This window comes from Xanthomonas sacchari (assembly GCF_024266585.1).
Classification (GTDB): Bacteria; Pseudomonadota; Gammaproteobacteria; order Xanthomonadales; family Xanthomonadaceae; genus Xanthomonas_A; species Xanthomonas_A sacchari_C.
This window is the reverse complement of sequence record NZ_CP100647.1, coordinates 1,069,695-1,089,967: the sequence shown is the minus strand read 5'-3', so window position 1 is coordinate 1,089,967 and position 20,273 is coordinate 1,069,695. Positions and strand designations below refer to the sequence as shown.

General features: G+C 70.5%; 15 protein-coding genes. 6 read left to right on the top strand and 9 right to left on the bottom strand.

What is annotated here, in order from left to right:
- Nucleotides 1-533 precede the first annotated feature (533 nt).
- From NKJ47_RS04420 to NKJ47_RS04410, 3 genes are all read right to left on the bottom strand, one after another.
- A complete protein-coding gene (locus NKJ47_RS04420) occupies nt 534-2,798 on the bottom strand; it encodes a methyl-accepting chemotaxis protein (protein ID WP_254461335.1) in 2,265 nt (754 codons plus the stop codon).
- A gap of 135 nt (nt 2,799-2,933) precedes the next feature.
- Complete coding sequence (locus NKJ47_RS04415) at nt 2,934-3,737, bottom strand: YiiX/YebB-like N1pC/P60 family cysteine hydrolase (RefSeq protein ID WP_254460321.1); 804 nt, start codon at nt 3,735-3,737, stop codon at nt 2,934-2,936.
- Nucleotides 3,738-3,898: 161 nt separating this feature from the next.
- Nucleotides 3,899-4,276 carry a hypothetical protein gene (locus NKJ47_RS04410; protein ID WP_254460320.1) on the bottom strand — a complete coding sequence of 126 codons (378 nt, stop codon included), beginning with the start codon at nt 4,274-4,276 and terminating at the stop codon, nt 3,899-3,901.
- 367 nt (nt 4,277-4,643) lie between these two features.
- On the opposite strand from NKJ47_RS04410, the gene NKJ47_RS04405 reads away from it, so the two are divergent.
- The 4 genes from NKJ47_RS04405 to NKJ47_RS04390 all read left to right on the top strand — a co-directional run bounded on the left by NKJ47_RS04405 (nt 4,644) and on the right by NKJ47_RS04390 (nt 10,225).
- Nucleotides 4,644-5,354, top strand: coding sequence for a TetR/AcrR family transcriptional regulator (locus NKJ47_RS04405; RefSeq protein ID WP_254460319.1), 711 nt, complete (start codon nt 4,644-4,646; stop codon nt 5,352-5,354).
- Complete coding sequence (locus tag NKJ47_RS04400) at nt 5,351-8,524, top strand: bifunctional cytochrome P450/NADPH--P450 reductase (RefSeq protein ID WP_254460318.1); 3,174 nt, start codon at nt 5,351-5,353, stop codon at nt 8,522-8,524. The genes NKJ47_RS04405 and NKJ47_RS04400 overlap by 4 nt, the downstream gene beginning before the upstream one ends.
- Nucleotides 8,525-8,730: 206 nt before the next feature.
- On the top strand, nt 8,731-9,720 hold the full coding sequence (locus tag NKJ47_RS04395) for an MBL fold metallo-hydrolase (RefSeq protein WP_254460317.1): 990 nt from the start codon (nt 8,731-8,733) through the stop codon (nt 9,718-9,720).
- Between the two features lie 265 nt (nt 9,721-9,985).
- Entirely contained in the window at nt 9,986-10,225 is a 240-nt protein-coding gene (locus NKJ47_RS04390) for a DUF1653 domain-containing protein (RefSeq protein WP_254460316.1), read from the top strand.
- 34 nt (nt 10,226-10,259) lie between these two features.
- Here NKJ47_RS04390 and NKJ47_RS04385 read toward each other — a convergent pair whose 3' ends face one another.
- The 3 genes from NKJ47_RS04385 to NKJ47_RS04375 all read right to left on the bottom strand — a co-directional run bounded on the left by NKJ47_RS04385 (nt 10,260) and on the right by NKJ47_RS04375 (nt 12,572).
- A complete protein-coding gene (locus NKJ47_RS04385) occupies nt 10,260-10,415 on the bottom strand; it encodes a hypothetical protein (RefSeq protein ID WP_254460315.1) in 156 nt (51 codons plus the stop codon).
- Between the two features lie 322 nt (nt 10,416-10,737).
- Nucleotides 10,738-11,844, bottom strand: coding sequence for an ATP-binding protein (locus NKJ47_RS04380; RefSeq protein ID WP_254460314.1), 1,107 nt, complete (start codon nt 11,842-11,844; stop codon nt 10,738-10,740).
- Nucleotides 11,841-12,572, bottom strand: coding sequence for a response regulator (locus NKJ47_RS04375; RefSeq protein WP_254460313.1), 732 nt, complete (start codon nt 12,570-12,572; stop codon nt 11,841-11,843). The genes NKJ47_RS04380 and NKJ47_RS04375 overlap by 4 nt, the downstream gene beginning before the upstream one ends.
- A gap of 153 nt (nt 12,573-12,725) precedes the next feature.
- Here NKJ47_RS04375 and NKJ47_RS04370 point away from each other — a divergent pair, with 153 nt between their 5' ends.
- Together NKJ47_RS04370 and NKJ47_RS04365 are read left to right on the top strand one after the other, a co-directional pair.
- Complete coding sequence (locus NKJ47_RS04370) at nt 12,726-13,874, top strand: efflux RND transporter periplasmic adaptor subunit (RefSeq protein ID WP_254460312.1); 1,149 nt, start codon at nt 12,726-12,728, stop codon at nt 13,872-13,874.
- Nucleotides 13,875-13,889: 15 nt separating this feature from the next.
- Nucleotides 13,890-17,018 (top strand): multidrug efflux RND transporter permease subunit, encoded by a 3,129-nt coding sequence (locus NKJ47_RS04365; RefSeq protein WP_254460311.1) that lies wholly within the window; start codon nt 13,890-13,892, stop codon nt 17,016-17,018.
- Nucleotides 17,019-17,127: 109 nt separating this feature from the next.
- Here NKJ47_RS04365 and NKJ47_RS04360 read toward each other — a convergent pair whose 3' ends face one another.
- From NKJ47_RS04360 to NKJ47_RS04350, 3 genes are all read right to left on the bottom strand, one after another.
- Nucleotides 17,128-18,432: a PQQ-dependent sugar dehydrogenase gene (locus NKJ47_RS04360; protein WP_254460310.1), complete on the bottom strand. Its 1,305-nt coding sequence runs from the start codon at nt 18,430-18,432 to the stop codon at nt 17,128-17,130.
- Nucleotides 18,425-18,868 carry a DUF2231 domain-containing protein gene (locus NKJ47_RS04355; protein WP_254460309.1) on the bottom strand — a complete coding sequence of 148 codons (444 nt, stop codon included), beginning with the start codon at nt 18,866-18,868 and terminating at the stop codon, nt 18,425-18,427. The genes NKJ47_RS04360 and NKJ47_RS04355 overlap by 8 nt, the downstream gene beginning before the upstream one ends.
- Nucleotides 18,869-19,053: 185 nt before the next feature.
- Nucleotides 19,054-20,223: a LacI family DNA-binding transcriptional regulator gene (locus tag NKJ47_RS04350; protein ID WP_254460308.1), complete on the bottom strand. Its 1,170-nt coding sequence runs from the start codon at nt 20,221-20,223 to the stop codon at nt 19,054-19,056.
- Nucleotides 20,224-20,273: the final 50 nt, after the last annotated feature.

Genomic DNA, 20,273 nt, shown 5'->3' with positions numbered 1-20,273 from the left:
CCATGCGCGCATTCCCGCGCAGCGACGCCCCATCATCGACCGGAGACTCCCTATGCACGCGTGTCGGCATGGAGTCGACGCTCCGCCACACGCCACGATGGCGACGTCCCGTCACTGCGACCATAGGCAGCACCGGGAAAAGAGCAGATGACGAAGCTGGGCGGATACAACCCATCAGGAACACGAGGCCGATTCCCGCAGGAACGGCTTCAGCCGCGACAAGCCGTCGTGGGAAGGCCCGGTCGCGGCTGAAGCCGCTCCTACGACGGCGGCGGTGCGTGTGCCTGCATCAGCGGCGGTGCGTGTGCCTGCATCAGCGGCGGTGTCGGCTACTGCACGCTGCCGAGCGTGAAACGCAGCTTCAAGCGACTGTAGGAGCGGCTTCAGCCGCGACGAAGCGTTCCCGAAACGCCCGTCGCGACTGAAGCCGCTCCTACAAAGCACGTCTCCATCGTAACTAGGGGTGCGCCGACGTCGCTCCCATCGCCATGCCGGTCACGGCGTGGCGACGGACGCCGCCACGCCGCGCGGGGTCAAAACTCTTCCCACTCCGCGCTGTCCGCCGGCACGCCCTGGAGAGGGCGCGGCTTGGCCGCCGGTTGCCGCACGGGCGCCGTCGGCTTGGGCTTGGCGGCGGCAACGACGGTACGCACCGCCGGCCTGGCCGGCTGCGGCTTTGCCGCACGCGCCGGTGCCGCGCTGACGACGGCAACGCCGGCGAGGCGGAACACCGCCACCGCGCGCGCCAGCTCCGCCGCCTGGTCTTCCATGCTCTTGGCCGCCGCGCTGGCCTCTTCCACCAGCGCCGCATTCTGCTGGGTGCTCTCGTCCAGCTGCATCACCGTCTTGCTGACCTGGTCGATGCCCGCGCTCTGTTCGGCGCTGGCCGCGGAGATCTCGGCCATGATGTCGGTGACCCGCTTCACCGAGGCCACCACGTCGGCCATGGTGGTCCCGGCACGGCCGACCAGGGTCGAGCCCTGCTCCACTTCCTGCACCGAGTCGGAGATCAGGGTCTTGATCTCCTTGGCCGCGGCCGCCGAGCGCTGCGCCAGCGAGCGCACTTCCGAGGCCACCACCGCGAAGCCGCGGCCCTGTTCGCCGGCACGCGCCGCTTCCACCGCGGCGTTGAGCGCCAGGATGTTGGTCTGGAACGCGATGCCGTCGATCACGCCGATGATGTCGGCGATGCGCGCCGACGCGGCGCTGATCGAGGCCATGGTCGCCACCACCTCCTCGACCGCGCGGCCGCCGTGCTCGGCCACCTCGCCGGTGCTCAGCACCAGCTGGTTGGCCTGGCGCGCGCTGTCGGCGTTCTGCTTGACCGTGGAGGTCAGTTCCTCCATCGAGGCGGCGGTCTCTTCCAGGCTGGCGGCCTGCTGCTCGGTGCGCACCGACAGGTCGCTGTTGCCGCTGGCGATCTCGCTGGCGGCGGTGTTGATCGAGCCGACCGCGCGCTGGATGCCCTGCACGATGCCGGTCAATTGCTCGGCGGTGCGGTTGGCGGCGTCGGCGAGCTTGCCGAACGCGCCTTCGTAGCGCACGTCCACGCGCTGCGACAGATCGCCATCGGCGATCGCGCCCATGATCCGGCCGACGTCGGCCAGGCCGCTGTCGGCCTGGCGCATCAGCCGGTTCAGCGCTTCCACCATTTCCTTGAACGCGAACTGGTAGCGCGCCTCGTCGCCGCGCGCGCTGAAGTCGCCGCGCGCGGCCGCATCGGCCAGGCGCGCGATGTCGCTGTTGACTGCCGACAGGTTGGCCTTGACCACGTCCAGCGCCTCGTGCAGCGCGGCGCGCTGCCCGGGCAGCCGGCGCATGTCGCGGCGCAGGTCGCCGCGGCCGTACTCGTCCATGATCGCCATCGCCTCGACGATCGCGTCCAGATGCTCGAACAGCGCCATGTTCATGCCATGCGCCAGCGTGCCGTAGTCGCCCGGGAAGTCCTCCGGCATGCGGTGGCTGATGTCCTCGCCCTGCTGCAGCCGCACCAGGGTCTGCATCTCGCCGTTGAAGCGCTGCAGCTGGGTCTGCATCTGCTGCATGCTGGCCATCAGCTGCCCGGTCTCGTCGCGCGACTCCACCTTGATCGGATTGTCGAAGCGACCGGAGGCGATCGCCTCGGCGGTCCGCGTGGCGCCGCGCAGCGGCACGACGATGGCGCCGGCGATCAGCCAGCACAGGCCGACCACCAGCACAACCAGCGCCGCGCCGATCATCGCGAGGACCTTGGTGAAGCCCAACGCCTCGGCCTGGATGTCCTCGGCGTACACGCCCATCACCAGCACCCAGTTCCATTGCGGGTACAGCGCACCGTAGCTGATCTTCGGCAATTGCTCTTTCTTTCCGGGTTTGGGGCCGGTGTAGTAGCTGAAGCCGTCGCCGCTGCGCACCGCGGCCTGGATGTCGCGGTAGACGTACTCGCCGGCATCGCTCTTGTAGCTGCTCATGTCGGTGCCGACCTTGCGCTTGGGATGCATGACGATGCGCATCTGCGGGTCGACGATGAAAAAGTAGTCAACGCCGCCATTGGTCTTCATGTCGGCGAGCGCGCCCTTGGCCGCCGCCTGCGCTTGCGCCTCGGTCATCTCGCCGCGCTTGGCCAGGTCGGCGTAGTGCTGCATCACGCTCAGGCCCATGTCGACCTGGGTCTTCACTGTCTGCTTGCGCGCGGCGATCAGGTCCAGATACTGCAGGCGCGCGGCGGCGACCGCCAGCAAGATCACACCCATGGCGATCAACACACACAGCACGACGAACTTGCGTGCCATGGGCAGATTGGCGATACGACGGCGCAGGAATTGGATGGGGTTCATGGCGTAGGAAGGCAGAGAAACGGAACCATCTATCGGCCAGCGCGCGCGCGAACTTGAACCGCGAGAGGGGCGCTGAATGAAACGCACACCACAGTTCCAGACGCGAGGCGGTTGTGGTCAGACCAATGCGGCATCCATCGGCGCGCTGGCGGGCGACGCGCCAGCGGCTTGCGGCTCCCATACCAGGCGATGGAAATCGAAGCCCTGCTGCAGCCGCGGCTTGACCACGTTGAAGTACGGCGAGACATCGAAGTCGCGCGGCAACGTCAGGCTGTGATGGCGCGGATGCAGGATCTCCGCATCCTCCGCGGCGTCGGCCCCGACCGGCGACGTCCGGTCGATCTCCGGCAGGATCGGATAGCGGATCGCACCGAAGGCCTGCGCGAGCAGGGTCGAACAGATCGCCCGGGTCGGTTCGCCACTGCCCAACTCCAGGAAACGGCGCTTCACCGACGACGGCAGCGGCGGCGTGCGGATCAGGTAGCGCGCCAGATCGAAGATGTTCTTCAGGTCGTAGCTGTTGCCGACCCGCGCGACCATGTAATCCACCACGGTCTCGATCTCCTGCGCGCTCAACCCGACCGGGCGGCAGATGCGCGTGTGCAGGCCGGCGAACTCGCTCAGTCCAACCAAGCGCACACCGACATTGATATCGGCATCGCAGAACAGCGGCGCTTCCTCGCCCGGAGATGCGGCCACGTGGTCGCCGATGTACAGCGCCGCGTGCGACCAGGTGGACTGGCTCAGATACTTGATGGCGGTGGAGAAGCGGCTGTTGCCCTCCACCAGCAGCACATCGCCCTTGCGCAGGGTGGCGTGCAGCAGTTGCGGCGGACTGGTCGGCAGCTGCGAGCCGTGGCGGCGCGGCGTGGACAGGAACTTGGCCAGATGGCGGCCCAGCAGGCGTGGCAAGGACAGCATGCGCGTTCCCCGAGGGACGGCCGCTTCGGCGAAACGGCTTCGCTATCGGCAATGGCGGCCATGCCTGGAAATTCTTGAGCCGGCCAGGCCGGCCGCAACCGTACGGGCCGACGGACTGGCGCCGCGTCCGCAGTGCCGCGGCCGTTACCGACACCACGCGGTCATGGCCGCCGCACGACCGTCAGTTCGATCATCCCGGCCGAGTTTCGATTCAGATAGATCACGTAGCTGCGGTTGCCGGCCGCGCGCACCACTAGGCTGTCGCCAGGCGCGAGCCCGGCTTTGTCGACCGCGGCGCCGCCACGCGGCGTCGCACGCAGATGCGCAGTGGCGCCGTCGGTAGCGCGGGTCAGATTGGACACGGTCAAGGCACCGTCCCAGAGCGCGCGGCTTTCGCCCTGCAGCAACGTCATGAGCGCCGGGGACGCAGCCGCCTCCCGCTTGCAGGCCGCAGCCTTGGCCTCGGCCAACTGCCGCTGCAGCGGCTTGACCTCCACGTACTGCACGAAGCCGTAGGTCGCGCCGATCACCACCAGCACCGCCGACACCTCGGCGGCGGTGCGTTTGAACGAGAGTCCTTGCCACCATCTCTGCGCCGGCGGGGGTGGAGCCTGTCGGGTCGTTCGGGCCATGCATCACGGTATCGACGCTGCCGCGCCGGTGTCTGCCAGCACGGCTGACATCGCCGCGCATGGCCGCGTTCGTCTACCTGGCGCGACAGAAGCGCTGCGGGCCTGGCGCGACAGGGCGCCGTGCCTGCGCAACCAGCGCTGGCGGCCGCGACACCGCCACGCGATCCCACCCAGCGCGGGGGAGCCCCCAGGCGCAGCTGCCCGCTGAACGAAGCCCGCCAGGCCGGCGTGCGGGTTCGTAAATGTACAGCCGGACATTTTTATCGTCGCCCGCATGACGACGACCACGCCCCACCGCCCTCGCCCACGCGGCCGCCCGACCAGGGACCAACCCGACGGCCGCCAGGCGCTGCTGTCGGCCGCGTCCGCCGCCTTTGCCCGGTACGGGTTCGACGGCGCCGACATCCGCACCATCGCGGCCGCCGCAGGGGTGAGCCCGAACCTGGTGCGCGTGCGTTTCGGCAGCAAGGCCGCCCTGTGGGACGCCTGCGTGGACCAGTTCGCGCAGGCCCTGCGGCCGCGGCTTGCGGCGATGGCACAGCTGACCGCCGACCGCGCACGCGCGCTGCCGGCGCGGCTGGCGGACGCGATCCTGCTCATGGCCACCTTCTACGAGACCCATCCGGCGGTGCGCGACTTCGTCGCGCGGGTGGTGTCCGAACGCCCCGAGCGCGCCGCCGTGGTCACCGAGCAGTTGCTGCGCCCGGCCTACGCCGCCGGCCATGCGCTGATCCTCGCCGGGATCCAGGCCGGCATCGTGAAAGCGACGCATCCGGCGCTGTTCTTCGTCCTGCTGAACAGCATGCTGAGCCAGCCACCGGAGTTCCCGCAGATGCTGGCGCGGCTGGCCCCGGAGATCGGCGCCGGCGAGGCGCGGGCGCGGCTGGTCGAGACCGTGCTCGCCACGTTGCTGCATCCCCCACATCCCGGCATCGGTCCCGCACCGATCGTCCCGCCGCATGCTCTCCAGGAAGGCACCCCATGACCCAGGCCATCCCGCAACCGCGCTCTTTGCCACTGCTCGGCAATTTCCACCATCTCGATGCGGATGCACCGGTGCAGAGCCTGATGCGGCTGGCCAAGGTGCATGGCCCGATCTTTCGCCTGCACAGCGGCCCGCTGTCGCTGACGGTGCTGAGCGGGCAGGCGCTGGTAGACGAGGTGTGCGACGAAACCCGCTTCGCGAAGAAGCTGCATAGACCGCTGCAGGCCTTGCGCGACCTCGGCGGCGACGGTCTGTTCACCGCCTACAACGACGAACCCAATTGGGCCAAGGCGCACCGGCTGCTGATGCCCGCGTTCGGTCCGATCGGCGTGCGCGCGATGTTCGGGCGCATGGAGGACATCGCCGAGCAGATGCTGCAGCGCTGGGAGCGGTTCGGCCCGGACGCGGTGATCGACGTGGCCGACAACATGACCCGGCTGACCCTCGACACGATCGCGCTGTGCGCGTTCGACTACCGCTTCAACAGCTTCTACCAGAACGAGATGCACCCCTTCGTCGCGGCGATGGTGGGCGCCTTGGCCGAAGCCGGCGCGCGCGCGCGTCGGCCGGACCTGGCCAATCGCCTGCTGGCGCCCGGCCGGCGCCGCTACGAGGCCGACCTGGCGATGATCCGCGGCATCGCCGAGACCTTGATCGCCGAGCGCAGGGCCGACCCCGCCGCGGCCTCGCGCGAGGACCTGCTCAACCTGATGCTGTACGGACGCGACCAGGCGAGCGGCGAAGCCCTCTCGGACGAGAACATCCGTTACCAGCTGGTGACCTTGCTGATCGCCGGCCACGAGACGACCAGCGGCCTGTTGTCGTTCGCGTTGTATCTGCTGCTACGCCATCCGGCGGCGATGGCGCACGCGCGCCAGGTGGTGGACGCGGCACTGGGCACGCAGCCGCCGCAGGTCGAGGACCTGGCCAAGCTGCGCTACATCGAACAGGTCCTGCAGGAAACCCTGCGGCTGTGGCCGACCGCGCCGGCGTTCGCGGTCGCCGCGCGCGCCGCGACCACGCTGGCCGGCCGCTATGCGGTGACGCCGCAGGACACGCTGCTCGTGCTGATTCCCACCCTGCATCGGGATCCAACGGTGTGGGACGAACCGGAGGCCTTTCGCCCCGAGCGCTTCGCGCCCGACGCGGCCGAACGGCTCCCGCCCAATGCCTGGAAACCGTTCGGCAACGGCGCGCGCGCCTGCATCGGGCGCGGGTTCGCGATGCAGGAAGCGCAGCTGGTGCTGACGATGATCCTGCAACGTTTCGACCTGGACATGGTCGATCCGGACTACCCACTCAAGGTCGCGGAGACCCTGACCCTGAAGCCGGACGGCTTGCGCATCCGCGCGCGCCGCCGCACCGACGTCGCCGTGCGCGCGCGCAGCGTGCTGCCGACGGCGCCGCAGAAACCCCTGGCGCCGGCGGCGACGCCGGTCCCGGCCGGCACCGCGCCGGACACGCCGCTGCTGGTGCTGTACGGCGGCAATGCCGGCTCGTGCGAAGCGTTCGCGCAGCGCATCGGCGGCGATGCGGCCACGCAGGGGTACGCGCCGGTGGTCGCGCCGCTGGACGCGCATGTCGGCCGCCTGCCGCGCGACGGCGCGGTGGTCGTGGTCACCGCCTCCTACGAAGGCCAGCCGCCGGACAACGCACGCCGCTTTGTGGACTGGGTCGACACCCTGGCCGCCGACGAACTGACCGGCGTGCGCTATGCCGTGTTCGGATCCGGCAACCGGCAATGGGCGCGCACCTACCAGGCGATTCCGAAACGGGTCGATGCCGCGCTGGAGGCGGCGGGCGCCACGCGCTTCAAAGCGCGTGGCGAAACCGACGCCGGCGGCGATTTCTTCGGCGGCTTCGATGCCTGGTACGCAGAACTGTGGGCGGAGCTGGGCCAGGCGCTGGGAAAGGCGTCGCTGGAACAGACGGCGCATACGCTGGAGGTGGACATCGTTCCCTCCGCACGGCTCGGCGCGTTGCGGCTGACCGAACTCGACCAGGGACGCATCGTCGCCAATCGCGAACTGGTCGACATGTCCGCCGCGTTCGCGCGCTCCAAGCGCCACATCGAGATCGCCTTGCCCGACGGCATGCGTTACCGCACCGGCGACTATCTCGCGGTGCTGCCGCGCAACCCCGCAGCGCAGGTCGAGCGCGCACTACGGCGCTTCGGTCTCGCCAGCGACACCCAGGTCGTCATCGGCCAGCGCCCGGGTGCCGTCTCCGCCCTGCCCAGCGGCTATCCGGTCCCGCTGGCGCAACTGCTCACCGACTACGTGGAACTGGCGCAACCGGCCACGCGCGCGCAGGTCGCGCAGTTGGCGGCCGCCACGCGCTGCCCGCCCGAACGCGAGGCGCTGGAAACGCTCGCCACCGAGCCGGCCTATACGGACGAGGTACTGGCCAAGAAGACCAGCCTGCTCGATCTGCTGGAACGCTTCCCCGCCTGCGAGCTGGCACTGGGCGCCTTCCTCGGCGCGCTGCCGGCCATGCGCGCGCGGCAATACTCCATTTCCTCCTCGCCGCTGCGCGACCCGGCGCAGTGTTCGTTGACCGTCGCCGTGCTCGACGCCCCGGCGCTGTCGGGCATGGGGCGCCGCCGCGGCGTGGCTTCCACCTACCTGGCCGGCCTGGACGCAGGCGCGCTGGTGTCGGTCGCGGTGCGGCCGTCGCAGGCGAGCTTCCATCCACCGGACGATCCGGCCACGCCGATCATCCTGGTCTGTGCCGGCAGCGGCATCGCGCCGTTCCATGGTTTCCTGCAGGAGCGTGCGATCCAGAAGGCGGGTGGCCGCGACGTCGGCGAGGCCCTGTTGTTTTTCGGCATCGACCATCCCGAGGTCGACTACCTGTACAAGGACGAACTGCGACGCTGGCAGGACATGGGCGTGGTCGATGTGCGCCTGGCCTGCTCGCAGGCGCCGCAGGACGGCATGGCCTATGTCCAGCACCGCATGTGGCAGGACCGCGCACGCGTGTCGGCGCTGTTCCAGCAAGGCGCCACCGTGTACGTCTGCGGCGACGGCGAACACATGGCGCCGGCGGTGCGCGACACCTTCGTGCGCATCTATCGCGACAGCATGGGCGTCAGCGCCGACGCGGCCAACGCCTGGGCCGACCGGATGGAACGCGAACACGGCCGCTACGTGGCGGACATCTTCTCGTGACGGCGAGGCGGCCTGACCGCATCGGGACGCTGCGCGACCCGCGTCGCCGTGCGATGCGCAGCCGCGGGCCGCGCCCTTAGAATCCCCCTTCGCAGATCCGCGTCGGCAGCGTTCGCCTCGCACGGCGTCAGGCACGCATCCGCGCCTGCGCCGCTGGCGCGTCACCGGCTCCTTCCATCCCCTTGCATCGCCTGGACCGTGCCTCAATGGCCAACCCCTACTATCGTGGCCCCGTCAGCGACCATTTCGACGGCGTGCGCTTCTTCAACCCCGGCCAGCCCACCATCGACAACGCGCTGAGCAAGGTGCTGCGCTGGAAAGCCGAAATGGGCGCCGTGCGCTGGCCAGCGCAGGTCCCGGTGACACCCGCCGTGCCCGCCCAGCGGCACGACGGCCTGCGCATCACCATGGTCGGCCACGCCACGCTGCTGATCCAGGCCGCCGGCCTCAACCTGCTCACCGACCCGGTGTGGTCGCAGCGGGCCAGCCCCTCGCAGATCGCCGGGCCCAAGCGGGTGACGGCACCGGGCATCCGCTTCGCGGACCTGCCTCCCATCGATGCGGTCCTGCTGAGCCACAACCACTACGACCACTTCGACCTGGCGACCTTGCGCAGGCTGCACGATGCGCACCAGCCCCTGTTCGTGATGCCGCTGGGCAACGACGCCCTGTTGCGCAAACGCGTTCCCGATGCGCGCATCGCGACCGGCGACTGGCACGACCGGCTGCCGATCGGCGACGCCGCGACGGCGACGCTGACCCGCGCCAACCATTGGTCCAGCCGCGGCATCGCCGACCGCAGGATGGCGCTGTGGTCCGGTTTCTTCATCGAGACCGCGCGGGGATCGGTGTGGTTCGCGGGGGACACCGGCTATGGCGATGGCGCCATCTTCCGCGAGATCCGCGCCCGGCACGGCGCGCCCGACGTGGCGTTGATCCCGATCGGCGCCTACGCGCCACGCTGGTTCATGGCACCGCAGCACATCGACCCCACCGAAGCGGTGCGGATCTTCCAGGACACCGGCGCGCGGCGCGCGCTCGGCATCCACTGGGGCACCTTCCAGCTTACCGACGAAGGCCGTGAGGCGCCGCGCGAGGCGCTGGCCGCCGCCCTGCACCTGGCAGGCGTCGCCGCCGCCGACTTCGTCGCCGCCGAGTCCGGGCAGGCCTTCGACTTCGCCGATCCCGCGCCATAGCGTCAGGGCATGCTGGCGACGATGGACGGGCAGCGCTCGGGCGCTATTTGCCTACAGGTAATCCGTAGGAGCGGCTTCGGCCGCGACAGGCTTTCCCGGTAACGCCCGTCGCGGCTGAAGCCGCTCCTAGGCGATGCGCCCCGTCGTTAGCAAAGAGGCCCCTACGAGGCGACGAACCGCCACGCGCGCGCTTCGTCGCGGCAAAGCAGCGTGCACGCAGGCGCAGACCGCTACACTCGCGCTCCCCGCCCACCAGGACACCGCCATGCGCGACCTCAGCCCACTGCCTTCCATCGCCCTGGGCCGCTACCGCCACTTCAAGGGCGGCGAATACGAGGTGCTGGGGGTGGTCCGCAGCAGCGAGACGCTGGAACCGCTGGTGCTGTACCGGCCGCTGTACGGCACAGGCGAACTATGGGTGCGGCCGTACCCGATGTTCGTCGAGCCAGTGCAGGTCGACGGCGTGTCGCGCCCGCGCTTCGCGCCGCTGGACGCCGTCTCCTGAGACTGCGTCAGGCGGCAGCCATCGGCGCCGCGCCCTAGCGCTTGGCGGCGGTGTCCACATCGCTCTTGGTGGCGGCGTGGTCCTGCGCCGGGCGGTTGCGGTTCTTCTTGGCGCGGGTCACCAGGTACAGCATCGCGGCGATGAGCAGGATGAACAGCCCGGCAACCCAGGGCATCAGCGTGGTGTCCATTCGACACTCCAGTTCGGTTGTGCAGTGGCTACCAGAGCACAGGCGCAGTGAAGGTCTTGGCTAGCGCGCCTCGCGCCGCGATCGCCTGCGCACGCATCACACGCGCGTCACGACCTGTGCCGCCGGCGAACAGGCACCATGCTCGCCGCGGCAACGAGCGCTGGCGCCGTCGATCGCGCGGCACCTAATCGCGGCATCTAGGCGCAGCACCCAAGCACTGCGCCCTCGACGTGCCGCAGGCGTGCACTGCTCCGCGGTCCTCGGCGCAGCCACACTCGAGCACGCGGCGGATCTGCGCAGCGTCCGCACGGCGGGCATGTCCCTACGGCACGGCCGGCACCTGCACCGCACGTGCGACGGCCTCGGTCGAGGACACCAGCGGCCAACGCAGCTCGAAGCGGGTCCCGCTGCCTGCGGGCACGCACAGCGCATCGCCGCCGTGCGCCACGGCGATGGCCTTGACCACCGCCAGACCCAGGCCGCTGCCGCCGCTCTTGCGCGAGCGCGACGGATCGCCGCGGCGGAACGCATCGAACACGCGCGCGGCGATCTCCGGTGCGATGCCGGGGCCGGCGTCTTCCACGAACAGCACACACTGGCCCGCATGCGCCAGCACGCCCACCCGCAGCGGGCCCGGCTCGGCATAGTGCTGCGCGTTCTCCAGCAGGGCCATCAGCGCCTGGCGAATGCGCACCGCATCGCACAGCACCGGCGTGCGCAGCGCCAGCGTGGGTTCCAGCACCAGGCCGCGCGCGTCCAGGCTGGCGCCGAACGCATGCAGCACCGCCGCCACCTCCTGGGCCAGGTCGGCCGGTGCCGGCTGCAGCTCCAGGTGCCCGCTGTCGGTGAGGCTGAGCACGCGCAAGTCCTGGATCAGCCGGTTCAGGCCCTCGACCTGCCGCAGCAGGCTCTCGAACGCCGCCACGTCCGGCGCGAACACGCCCTCGGCCAGGCCCTGCAGGCGTCCCCGCAGGATCGTCACCGGCGTGCGCAGTTCGTGGGCGACGGCGGCATTCCAGAACGCACGCTCGCGGGTCATCGCCTGCAGCCGATCGGCCATGGCGTTGAAGTCGCGCACCAGCTGCGCGGTCTCGCCCAGTGCATGCGCGTCCATGCTCGCGCGCGCATGCAGGTTGCCCTGCGCGACTTCGCGCAGGCTGCGCGCCACCGAGTTCAACGGCGTGAGGATGCGCCGCGACAGCCGCACCGCCACCGCCACCGCGATCGCCACGGCCAGCGCCGCGGTGGCGCCCATCCACATCATCTCGACATGCGACGGCACCCAGGTGTCGGAGATGCTGTCCGGCAGATAGGCCACCGCCACCGCGTAGAACACGTAGGAGCCGACCACCGACAGCAGGATGATCCACAGCGCCAGCGCGCCCAGCGACAGGATGACCTGGCGGCGCAGCCCGGGGGCACGGCTCATGCGCCGGATCCGAAACGGTAGCCGACCCCGCGCACGCAGCCCGGCGTGCCCTGCACGCCCAGCGCCTCCAGCTTCTTGCGCAGCTTGCTGACGTGGCTGTCGATGGTGCGCTCCTGGGTGTCGCCTTCCGGCAGGCAGGCGTCGCGCAGTTCGGCACGGCTGAACACCCGCTTCGGCGCGCGCATCAGCCGCACCAGCAGCTTGAACTCGGTGAGCGTGAGGTCCAGCGTGTGCCGGCGTTCGCCCACGCGCACGCTGGCCTCGTGCTGGTCCAGATCGATGTGGAAGGCACCCACGCGCAGGCTGCGCGCCTCCTCGGCGCCGTTGCCGCGGATGCGCCGCAGCACCGCCTGCACCCGCGCCACCACCTCGGCCGGGTTGAACGGCTTGACCACGTAGTCGTCCGCGCCCAGGCGCAGGCCCATCAGCTTGTCGATGTCCTGGTCCAGCGCGGTGAGCATGATCACCGGCGTCTGCCCGCGGTGGCGCAGTTCGGCCAGCACCTTCCAGCCGTCCACCGCTGGCAGTTGCACGTCCAGCAGGATCAGGTCCGGATCCAGCGCCAGGTGCAAATCCAGTGCGGCGCGGCCGTCGCCGGCATGCGCAGTGCGCAGCCCGCTGCGCGCCAGGTAGGCGGTGAGGATCTCGGCGATCTCGCTCTCGTCTTCGGCGATCAGGACCAGCGGCGCGGACGCGGGCGCGGCAGCGCCCGGAGAGGAAACGGACATGGCGTGGCGGCGAGAGGCGCGTCGGCCCGGACGGGCGGCTCTCCATCATATCTCCACACGGCATCGAACGCCGCGCAACCCGCGGCCGCGACCATAGACGGCTTTGGCGTCCGCCGCATCCGCGGCGGCAGCGACGAGGCACGAGGCATGGGCATGCGGCAACGGGGACGGACTCTGGGAATCGGCGGCGCGCTGGCATTGGCCCTGGCCGGCTGCGGCGGCGGCACGGAGCCGCCGCCCGCGGCCACGCCGGTGCGGGTCACCGCCGTGACCCTGCAACCGGCGCCCATGAGCGTGAGCGTGGACCTGCCCGGGCGCGTGGCCGCGGTGCGCAGCGCGCAGATCCGTCCGCAGGTCGGCGGCATCGTGCAGCGCCGCTTCTTCGAGCAGGGCGCCGACGTCCACCGCGGCGATGCGCTGTTCCAGATCAATCCGGCGCCGTTCCAGGCCGACGTGGACACCGCCGCGGCCGCACTGCACCGCGCCCAGGCCGGGCAGGTCCTGGCCGACGTGCAGCACGCACGGCTGCAGCGGCTGCTGGACTCGGGCATGGTCAGCCGGCAGATGTACGACGACGTCGCCTCGCAGCGCACGCAGGCCGCCGCGGCGGTGGCCGAGGCGCAGGCGACGCTGGCGCGGCGGCGCCTGGACCTGGCCTTCGCCACGGTCGATGCGCCGATCGGCGGCCGCATCGACCAGGCGCTGCTCACCGAGGGCGCGCTGGTCTCGCCCAGCGACAGCGCGCCGATGGCGGTGATCCAGCAGATCGACCAGGTCTACGTCGACGTGCGCCAGTCCGCCGCCGACCTGGACCCGCTGGAGCCGGCCGCGCGCGCCCAGGCCGCCGCCGGCGACGGCCTGCCGGTGCAGATCCTCGACCGCAGCGGCACGCCCTCCGGGCTGAGCGGGCGCGTGCTGTTCTCCGGCACCCACGTCGATGCCGGCACCGGCGGCGTGCTGCTGCGCATCCTGGTCGACAACCCGCAGCGGCGCCTGCTGCCGGGCATGTACGTGCGCGCGCGGGTACCGCGCGCCCAGTACGCGCAGGCGCTGCGCGTACCGCAGCAGGCGGTCACCCACGTCGGCAAGCACGCGCAGGTGTGGGTGCTGGACGCCGACGCGCGCGTACGCAGCGCGACGGTGCAGTTGGGCGAGCTGGTGCAGGGGCACTACCGCGTCGTCGCCGGCCTGCAGGCCGGGCAGCGGGTGGTGGTCGAAGGCATCGACCGGCTCAGCGCCGGCGCCCGGGTGGACGCGCGCGCGTGGCGGCCGCCGGCGGCCGCACCCGCGGCCGCGGACTGAGCCGGGGACACCGCCATGCCGCAATTCTTCATCGAGCGCCCGGTCTTCGCCTGGGTGATCGCCCTGTTCATCGTGCTGTTCGGCAGCCTGGCCATCGGCCGGTTGCCGGTGGCGCGCTATCCGTCGGTGGCGCCGCCTTCGGTGTCGCTGTATGCCGCCTACCCCGGCGCCACGCCGCAGACGCTCAACGATTCGGTGGTGAGCCTGATCGAGCGCGAACTGTCCGGGGTCAAGCACCTGCTGTACTTCGCGTCCTCGGTGGACAGTTCGGGCAACGCGGAGGTCACCGCCACCTTCAAGCCCGGCACCGACCCGGAGCTGGCGCAGGTGGACGTGCAGAACCGGCTCAAGGCGATAGAGCCGCGGCTGCCGCAGGCGGTGCGGCAGAACGGCCTGCAGGTGGAGTCGGCCGCCTCCAGCTTCCTGATGCTGGTCGGCCTGACCTCGCCCGACGGCCGCTACGACGAAGTGGCGCTCAACGACTACCTGGCGCGCAACATCGTGCAGGAGCTGCGGCGCATCGACGGCGTCGGCCGCGTGCAGCTGTTCGGCGCCGAGCAGGCCATGCGCGTATGGGTGGACCCGGACAAGCTCGTCGCCTACGGCCTGACCATGACCGAGCTGGCGCAGGCGATCGAACAGCAGAACGCGCAGATCGCCCCCGGCCGCCTCGGCGACGAACCGGCCGTGCGCGGGCAGCGCCTGAGCGTGCCGCTGACCGTGGCCGGACAACTGACCACGCCGGCGCAGTTCGCCGCCATCGTGCTGCGCGCCGATCGCGGCGGCGCGCGGGTCACCCTGGGCGACGTGGCGCGGGTGGAACTGGGCGCGCAGTCGTATGGTTTTTCCAATCGCGAGAACGGCGCCGCCGCCACCAGCGCGGCGATCCAGCTCTCGCCCGGCGCCAATGCGCTGCGCACCGCGCAGGCGGTGCAGGCGCGGATGGCGGAGCTGGCCGCGAGCATGCCGGCCGGGATGGCCTATTCGATCCCGTTCGATACCGCGCCGTTCGTCAAGCTCTCCATCCAGCAGGTGCTCAAGACCCTGCTCGAAGCGATGGTGCTGGTGTTCCTGGTGATGTACCTGTTCCTGCAGAACGTGCGCTACACGCTGATCCCGGCCATCGTCGCGCCGATCGCGCTGCTGGGCACCTTCGCGGTGATGCTGCTGGCCGGTTTCTCGATCAACGTGCTGACCATGTTCGGCATGGTGCTGGCGATCGGCATCATCGTCGACGACGCCATCGTGGTGGTGGAGAACGTCGAACGGATCATGGCCAGCGAAGGCCTGCCGCCGCGGCAGGCCACGACCAAGGCGATGCGCGAGATCACCGGCGCGGTGGTCGGCATCACCCTGGTGCTGACCGCGGTGTTCATCCCCATGGCCTTCGCCAGCGGCTCGGTAGGGGTGATCTACCAGCAGTTCACCCTGGCGATGGCGGTGTCGATCCTGTTCTCGGCGTTGCTGGCGCTGACCCTGACCCCGGCGCTGTGCGCGACCCTGCTGCGCCCGGTCGCGCCTGGTCATCACGCCAAGCCTGGCGTCTTCGGCGCGTTCAACCGTGGCTTCGAGCGCCTTGCGGGTGGATACGCCACGCGCGTGACCTGGCTGGTGCGACGCGGTGCGCGGGTGATGGCGGTGTTCGCGGCGCTGTGCGTGGCGCTGGTCTTCGCGCTGCGCGTGCTGCCTTCGGCGTTCCTGCCGGAAGAGGACCAGGGCTACTTCATGACCTCGATCCAGTTGCCCACCGGCGCCACCAGCGAGCGCACCCTCGACGTGGTCGAGGCGTTCGAGCGCCATGTCGCCACCCGCCCGGCGCTGGCCTCCAACCTGGTGATCCTGGGTTTCAGCTTCTCCGGCTCGGGCACCAACGCGGCCATGGCCTTCACCATGCTCAAGGACTGGGACCAGCGCGACGGCGCCAGCGCGCGCGACGAAGCCGAGCGCGCGCAGCAGGCGATGGCGACCCTGCCCGAAGGCGCGGTGATGAGCCTGCTGCCGCCGGCCATCGACGAGCTTGGCACGTCCTCCGGCTTCACCCTGTACCTGCAGGACCGCGGCAACCGCGGCGAGGCCGCGCTGCTGGCGGCGCAGGCGCAACTGCTGGACCTGGCCGCGCGCAGCGACGTGGTCAGCGACGTCTATGCCGACGGCCTGCCACCGGGCAAGAGCATCCACCTGGAGATCGACCGCCAGCAGGCCGAGGCCATGGGCCTGTCGTTCGCCGCAGTCAGCAACACGCTGTCGGCGGCGATGGGCTCGCTATACGTCAACGATTTCCCCAACGCCGGGCGCATGCAGCAGGTAATCGTGCAGGCCGACGCCGCGTCGCGCATGCAACTGGACCACGTGCTGGATCTGCGCGTGCGCAGCGACGACGGCGGCATGGTGCCGCTGCGCGAAGTGGTGCGCGCCAGTTGGACCGACACCCCGCAGCAGTTGATGCGCTTCCAGGGCTTCCCGGCCATGCGCATCGCCGGCGGCGCCGCGCCCGGCGTGTCCAGCGGCGCGGCCATGGCCGAGATGGAACGGCTGGCCGCGCAGCTGCCGCCGGGCTTCGCCGTGGCCTGGACCGGGCAATCGCTGCAGGAGCGGCAGTCGGCCGCGCAGGCGCCGCTGCTGATGCTGCTGTCGGCGCTGGTGGTGTTCCTGGTGCTGGCGGCGCTGTACGAGAGCTGGTCGATCCCGCTGTCGGTGATGCTGGTGGTGCCGCTGGGTCTGCTCGGCGCGGTGGCCGCGGTGATGTTGCGTGACCTGCCCAACGACGTGTTCTTCAAGGTCGGGCTGATCACCATCATCGGCCTGTCGGCGAAGAACGCGATCCTGATCGTCGAGTTCGCCCGGCAACTGCACCGCGATGGGCAGGGTCTGCTCGAGGCGGCGACCAACGCCGCGCGCCTGCGCCTGCGCCCGATCCTGATGACCTCGCTGGCCTTCGCCCTGGGCGTGGTGCCGCTGATGCTGGCCAGCGGCGCCAGCGCCGAGACCCAGCACGCCATCGGCACCGGCGTGTTCGGCGGCATGGTCAGCGGCACCGTGCTGGCGATTTTCTTCGTACCGGCGTTCTTCGTCTGCGTGGTGGGGCTGCAGGAGCGCGTGGCGACGTGGCGCGCGCGCCGCAGGGGCGCGTCGTCGGGAAACTAGAAGTGCTGCGGGGGCTGCAGTCCCGGCCGGAGGCCGGCGCCCGCGCGGAGGGCGGCATCGCGTGCAGACGGCGCCGCCCACGTCAAGGTGGGCGGCATCATGCGCTCGGTCAGAAACGCACACGCCAGACGCTGTTGCCGACGTCGTCGGCAATCAGCAGCGCGCCGTCCCTGTCCTGCGCCAGGCCGACCGGGGCACCGAACAGCTGCGACTCGTCCTGCGAGTGGAAGCCGCTGACCACGGTCTGCGGCGGGCCGACCGGCCGGCCCTGCTGGAACGGCACGTACACCACCTGGTAGCCGCTGAGCGGCGAGCGGTTCCAGCTGCCGTGCTCGGCCACGAAGGCACCCTCGCGGTACTTTGCGGGCAGCGTATCGCCGCGGGAGAACCACAGACCGAGCGCGGCCACATGCGAGCCCAGTGCGTAGTCCGGCTTGATCGCCTTGGCCACCAGATCCGGGCGCTGGTCCTTGACCCGCACATCCACGTTCTGTCCGTAGTAGCTGTACGGCCAGCCGTAGAAGCCGCCGTCCTGCACCGAGGTCAGGTAGTCGGGCACCAGGTCGGCGCCGATCTCGTCGCGCTCGTTGGCGATCGCCCACAGTTTGCCGGTGCGCGGCTCCCACTGCAGTCCGGTCGGATTGCGGATGCCCGAGGCGAAGATGCGGCTGCTGGCCGAGGCCACGTCCACTTCCAGGACGGCCGCGCGGCGGTACTCCACGTCCAGCCCGTTCTCGCCGATGTTGCTGTTGGAGCCCACGCCGACGTACAGCTTGCGTCCGTCGGGGCTGGCCAGCAGTGCCTTGGTCCAATGGTGCTCGATCGTGCCGGGCAGATCGGCGAACACGGTGCCGGGCGCGGTGATCTCGGTCTGGCCCGCGACATAGGGGAACTTCATGATGTTGTCGGTGTTGGCGACGTACAGCGCATCGCCGATCAACTGCACCCCGAACGGCGAGTGCAGCCCCTTCAGGAACGCATGCTGCTCCCACCTGCCGTCCGCGGTCCTGCGCAGCAGGGTGATGCGGTTGCCACCCTTGGCGCTCTTGCCGGAGCGGCTCTGGACCAGCCCCGCGATCAGTTGCTTGGGCGTGGTGACAGGCTCCATCCCCGGCGAATTGGCCTCCACCACCAACACGTCGTCGTTGGGCAGCACGTACAACTGGCGCGGATGTTTCAGGCCGCCGGCGATCTTCTCGATCTTCAGGCCTGCCGCCACGGTGGGCGCCTGCCCCTCCTTCCAGCCCACCCCCTCGGGAACCTGCATCGGCGGCAGCAGGAAGTTGCGTGGCTGCGGCAGCGGCGGCGCGTTGCCCGCCTGCTGGGTTGGCTCGAGCGAGGCCTTGCCGCTGCAGGCGGCCAGGGCCACCGCGCAGCTCAGCGCGAAGGCGGACATGCAAAGGCGCTTAGCCATGGGCGTAGCCCTCGCGTGGCGTGGTGCGGATGGCGATGAGCACATGCCCGATCGCCAACAGCGTGACCGTGGCGATCGAGAGCCAGAGCCCTGCCGGGACCACCGCATACGCGTCGCGGCTGTGCACAAAGGAATTGAAGATGGCGGCGACGATGGCGAGCAGGTTCAACCAGAAGTCGAGCCGTTCCACCGGCAGCACGGAGCGCCGCGCGGTGATCCAGACCTGCACCAGATTGATCAGACGCGGCACGATGGCGATGACCAGCCCGATCGCGATCAGCCAGGCCGCCGCCTTGGTCCACAGGATCACCCCGCTGCGGGCGTAGACGATGTCGAAGATCAGTGCAGCCACGAAGCAGCCGAACGGAATGGGATTGAGCAGGCCGTAGAAGGCGTTGGCCACCACGGAACGGCGCGGTGCAGTCTGCAGATGCATGAGACAGCTCTCGACGAAAGGAAGAAGGGGACGAATCGCCCGCTCACCACGCGCCCACGGAACGCGCCGCCGTGGTGAGGGAACCCACTATCTGCCCGTCCCTGTCTAGAGGGCGTCGCGATGGCACTGCGCGCGCGGGCATTCCATCCCGCATCGTCGTTTCGGCCGCAGCCGCGATCGCAGCGCTAGGCGCGCGCGGGCGCGATCGGCGCTCCGCTGCTCTCGCGCACCGACAGACTCACCGGCACGATCGTCCTGCGCGGTGGAGCGGCCGCGTCCAGCCGCTCCAGCACCAGCTGCGCCGCCTGACGGCCACGCGCGCGCGGCTGCGCGGCGAGCGTGGTCAGCGCGGGCGTGCTCACCGCGGCCTCGGGGATGTCGTCGAAACCGGTGACCGCGAAGTCCTGGCCGGGGCGAATGCCACGCGCGAGCAGGCCCAGCATCAGGCCCAACGCGACGGTGTCGTTGTAGCAAACCGCCGCGGTCGGCGGCGCGTCGCGGGCGAACAGTTCGCCGTGGCGCGCGGCCGCTTCCAGGCGATTGGGCGCCGACTCGATCAGCCAGGCCTGGTCGATCGGCAGCCCGGCCTGCCGCATCGCCTGCGCGTGGCCGGCACGACGCTGCCGGCAGGAACTGGAATCGGCATGGCCGCCGTAGAAGGCGATGCGGCGGTGACCGAGCGCGATCAGGTGCTCGGTGGCCAGTTGCGCGCCGCGCTGGTTGTCCAGGCCGAGGAAGCCCCAGTCGTCGGCACCGGCGAGTTCGCGGTTGAACAGCAGCACGTTCGCGCGGGCGTCCAGCACCGTGTGCAATTCGGCCGCGTCGCTGCCCTCGGCCGGCGACAGGATCACCCCGGCCGGGGTGTGTTCCATCAGCGAGCCCAACACCGCTTGCTGCCGCGCGGGCGATTCGCCGGTGCTGCCGAGCAGGGTCACGTAGCCTCGCTCGCCCAGCGCCTCGTCCACGCCGGCAGCGAATTCGGCGAAGAACGGATTGGCCAGGTCGTTGATGACCAGGGCCACGCAGGTCGAGGTGCGCCGGCGCAGATTGGCTGCGCCGCGGTTGTAGACGTAGCGCTGCCGCTTCAGTTCCGCCTCCACCCGCGCGCGCGTGTCGGCATGTACCAACGGGCTGCCGCGCAGCACCAGCGAGACGGTGGCGCGCGAAACGCCGACCGCCTCGGCGATGTCGGTGACGGTCACCACGCGCTGGCGGTCGTGCGCGGCGGCAGCCGGTGGGGCCTTCTTGGCCTTGCCGGCCTGCTCCGCCGCGACCGGCCCCGCCTTGCGCGACACGCCCTTGACGGCCTTGGCAGCGCCTGCGGATCCGGTTCGAGGTGGACGCTTCTGGCGCATCGGATCGATTCCTTTCGGACGAGGCGCCCAGCCTAAACCATCGGCTGCGC

Excerpts from the sequence above, each read along its gene's own strand:
- NKJ47_RS04415 (WP_254460321.1), bottom strand. The coding sequence starts at position 3,737 with ATGCTGTCCTTGCCACGCCTGCTGGGCCGCCATCTGGCCAAGTTCCTG.
- NKJ47_RS04405 (WP_254460319.1), top strand. The coding sequence starts at position 4,644 with ATGACGACGACCACGCCCCACCGCCCTCGCCCACGCGGCCGCCCGACC.
- NKJ47_RS04400 (WP_254460318.1), top strand. The coding sequence starts at position 5,351 with ATGACCCAGGCCATCCCGCAACCGCGCTCTTTGCCACTGCTCGGCAAT.
- NKJ47_RS04395 (WP_254460317.1), top strand. The coding sequence starts at position 8,731 with ATGGCCAACCCCTACTATCGTGGCCCCGTCAGCGACCATTTCGACGGC.
- NKJ47_RS04390 (WP_254460316.1), top strand. The coding sequence starts at position 9,986 with ATGCGCGACCTCAGCCCACTGCCTTCCATCGCCCTGGGCCGCTACCGC.
- NKJ47_RS04385 (WP_254460315.1), bottom strand. The coding sequence starts at position 10,415 with ATGGACACCACGCTGATGCCCTGGGTTGCCGGGCTGTTCATCCTGCTC.
- NKJ47_RS04380 (WP_254460314.1), bottom strand. The coding sequence starts at position 11,844 with ATGAGCCGTGCCCCCGGGCTGCGCCGCCAGGTCATCCTGTCGCTGGGC.
- NKJ47_RS04375 (WP_254460313.1), bottom strand. The coding sequence starts at position 12,572 with ATGTCCGTTTCCTCTCCGGGCGCTGCCGCGCCCGCGTCCGCGCCGCTG.
- NKJ47_RS04370 (WP_254460312.1), top strand. The coding sequence starts at position 12,726 with ATGCGGCAACGGGGACGGACTCTGGGAATCGGCGGCGCGCTGGCATTG.
- NKJ47_RS04365 (WP_254460311.1), top strand. The coding sequence starts at position 13,890 with ATGCCGCAATTCTTCATCGAGCGCCCGGTCTTCGCCTGGGTGATCGCC.
- NKJ47_RS04360 (WP_254460310.1), bottom strand. The coding sequence starts at position 18,432 with ATGGCTAAGCGCCTTTGCATGTCCGCCTTCGCGCTGAGCTGCGCGGTG.
- NKJ47_RS04355 (WP_254460309.1), bottom strand. The coding sequence starts at position 18,868 with ATGCATCTGCAGACTGCACCGCGCCGTTCCGTGGTGGCCAACGCCTTC.
- NKJ47_RS04350 (WP_254460308.1), bottom strand. The coding sequence starts at position 20,223 with ATGCGCCAGAAGCGTCCACCTCGAACCGGATCCGCAGGCGCTGCCAAG.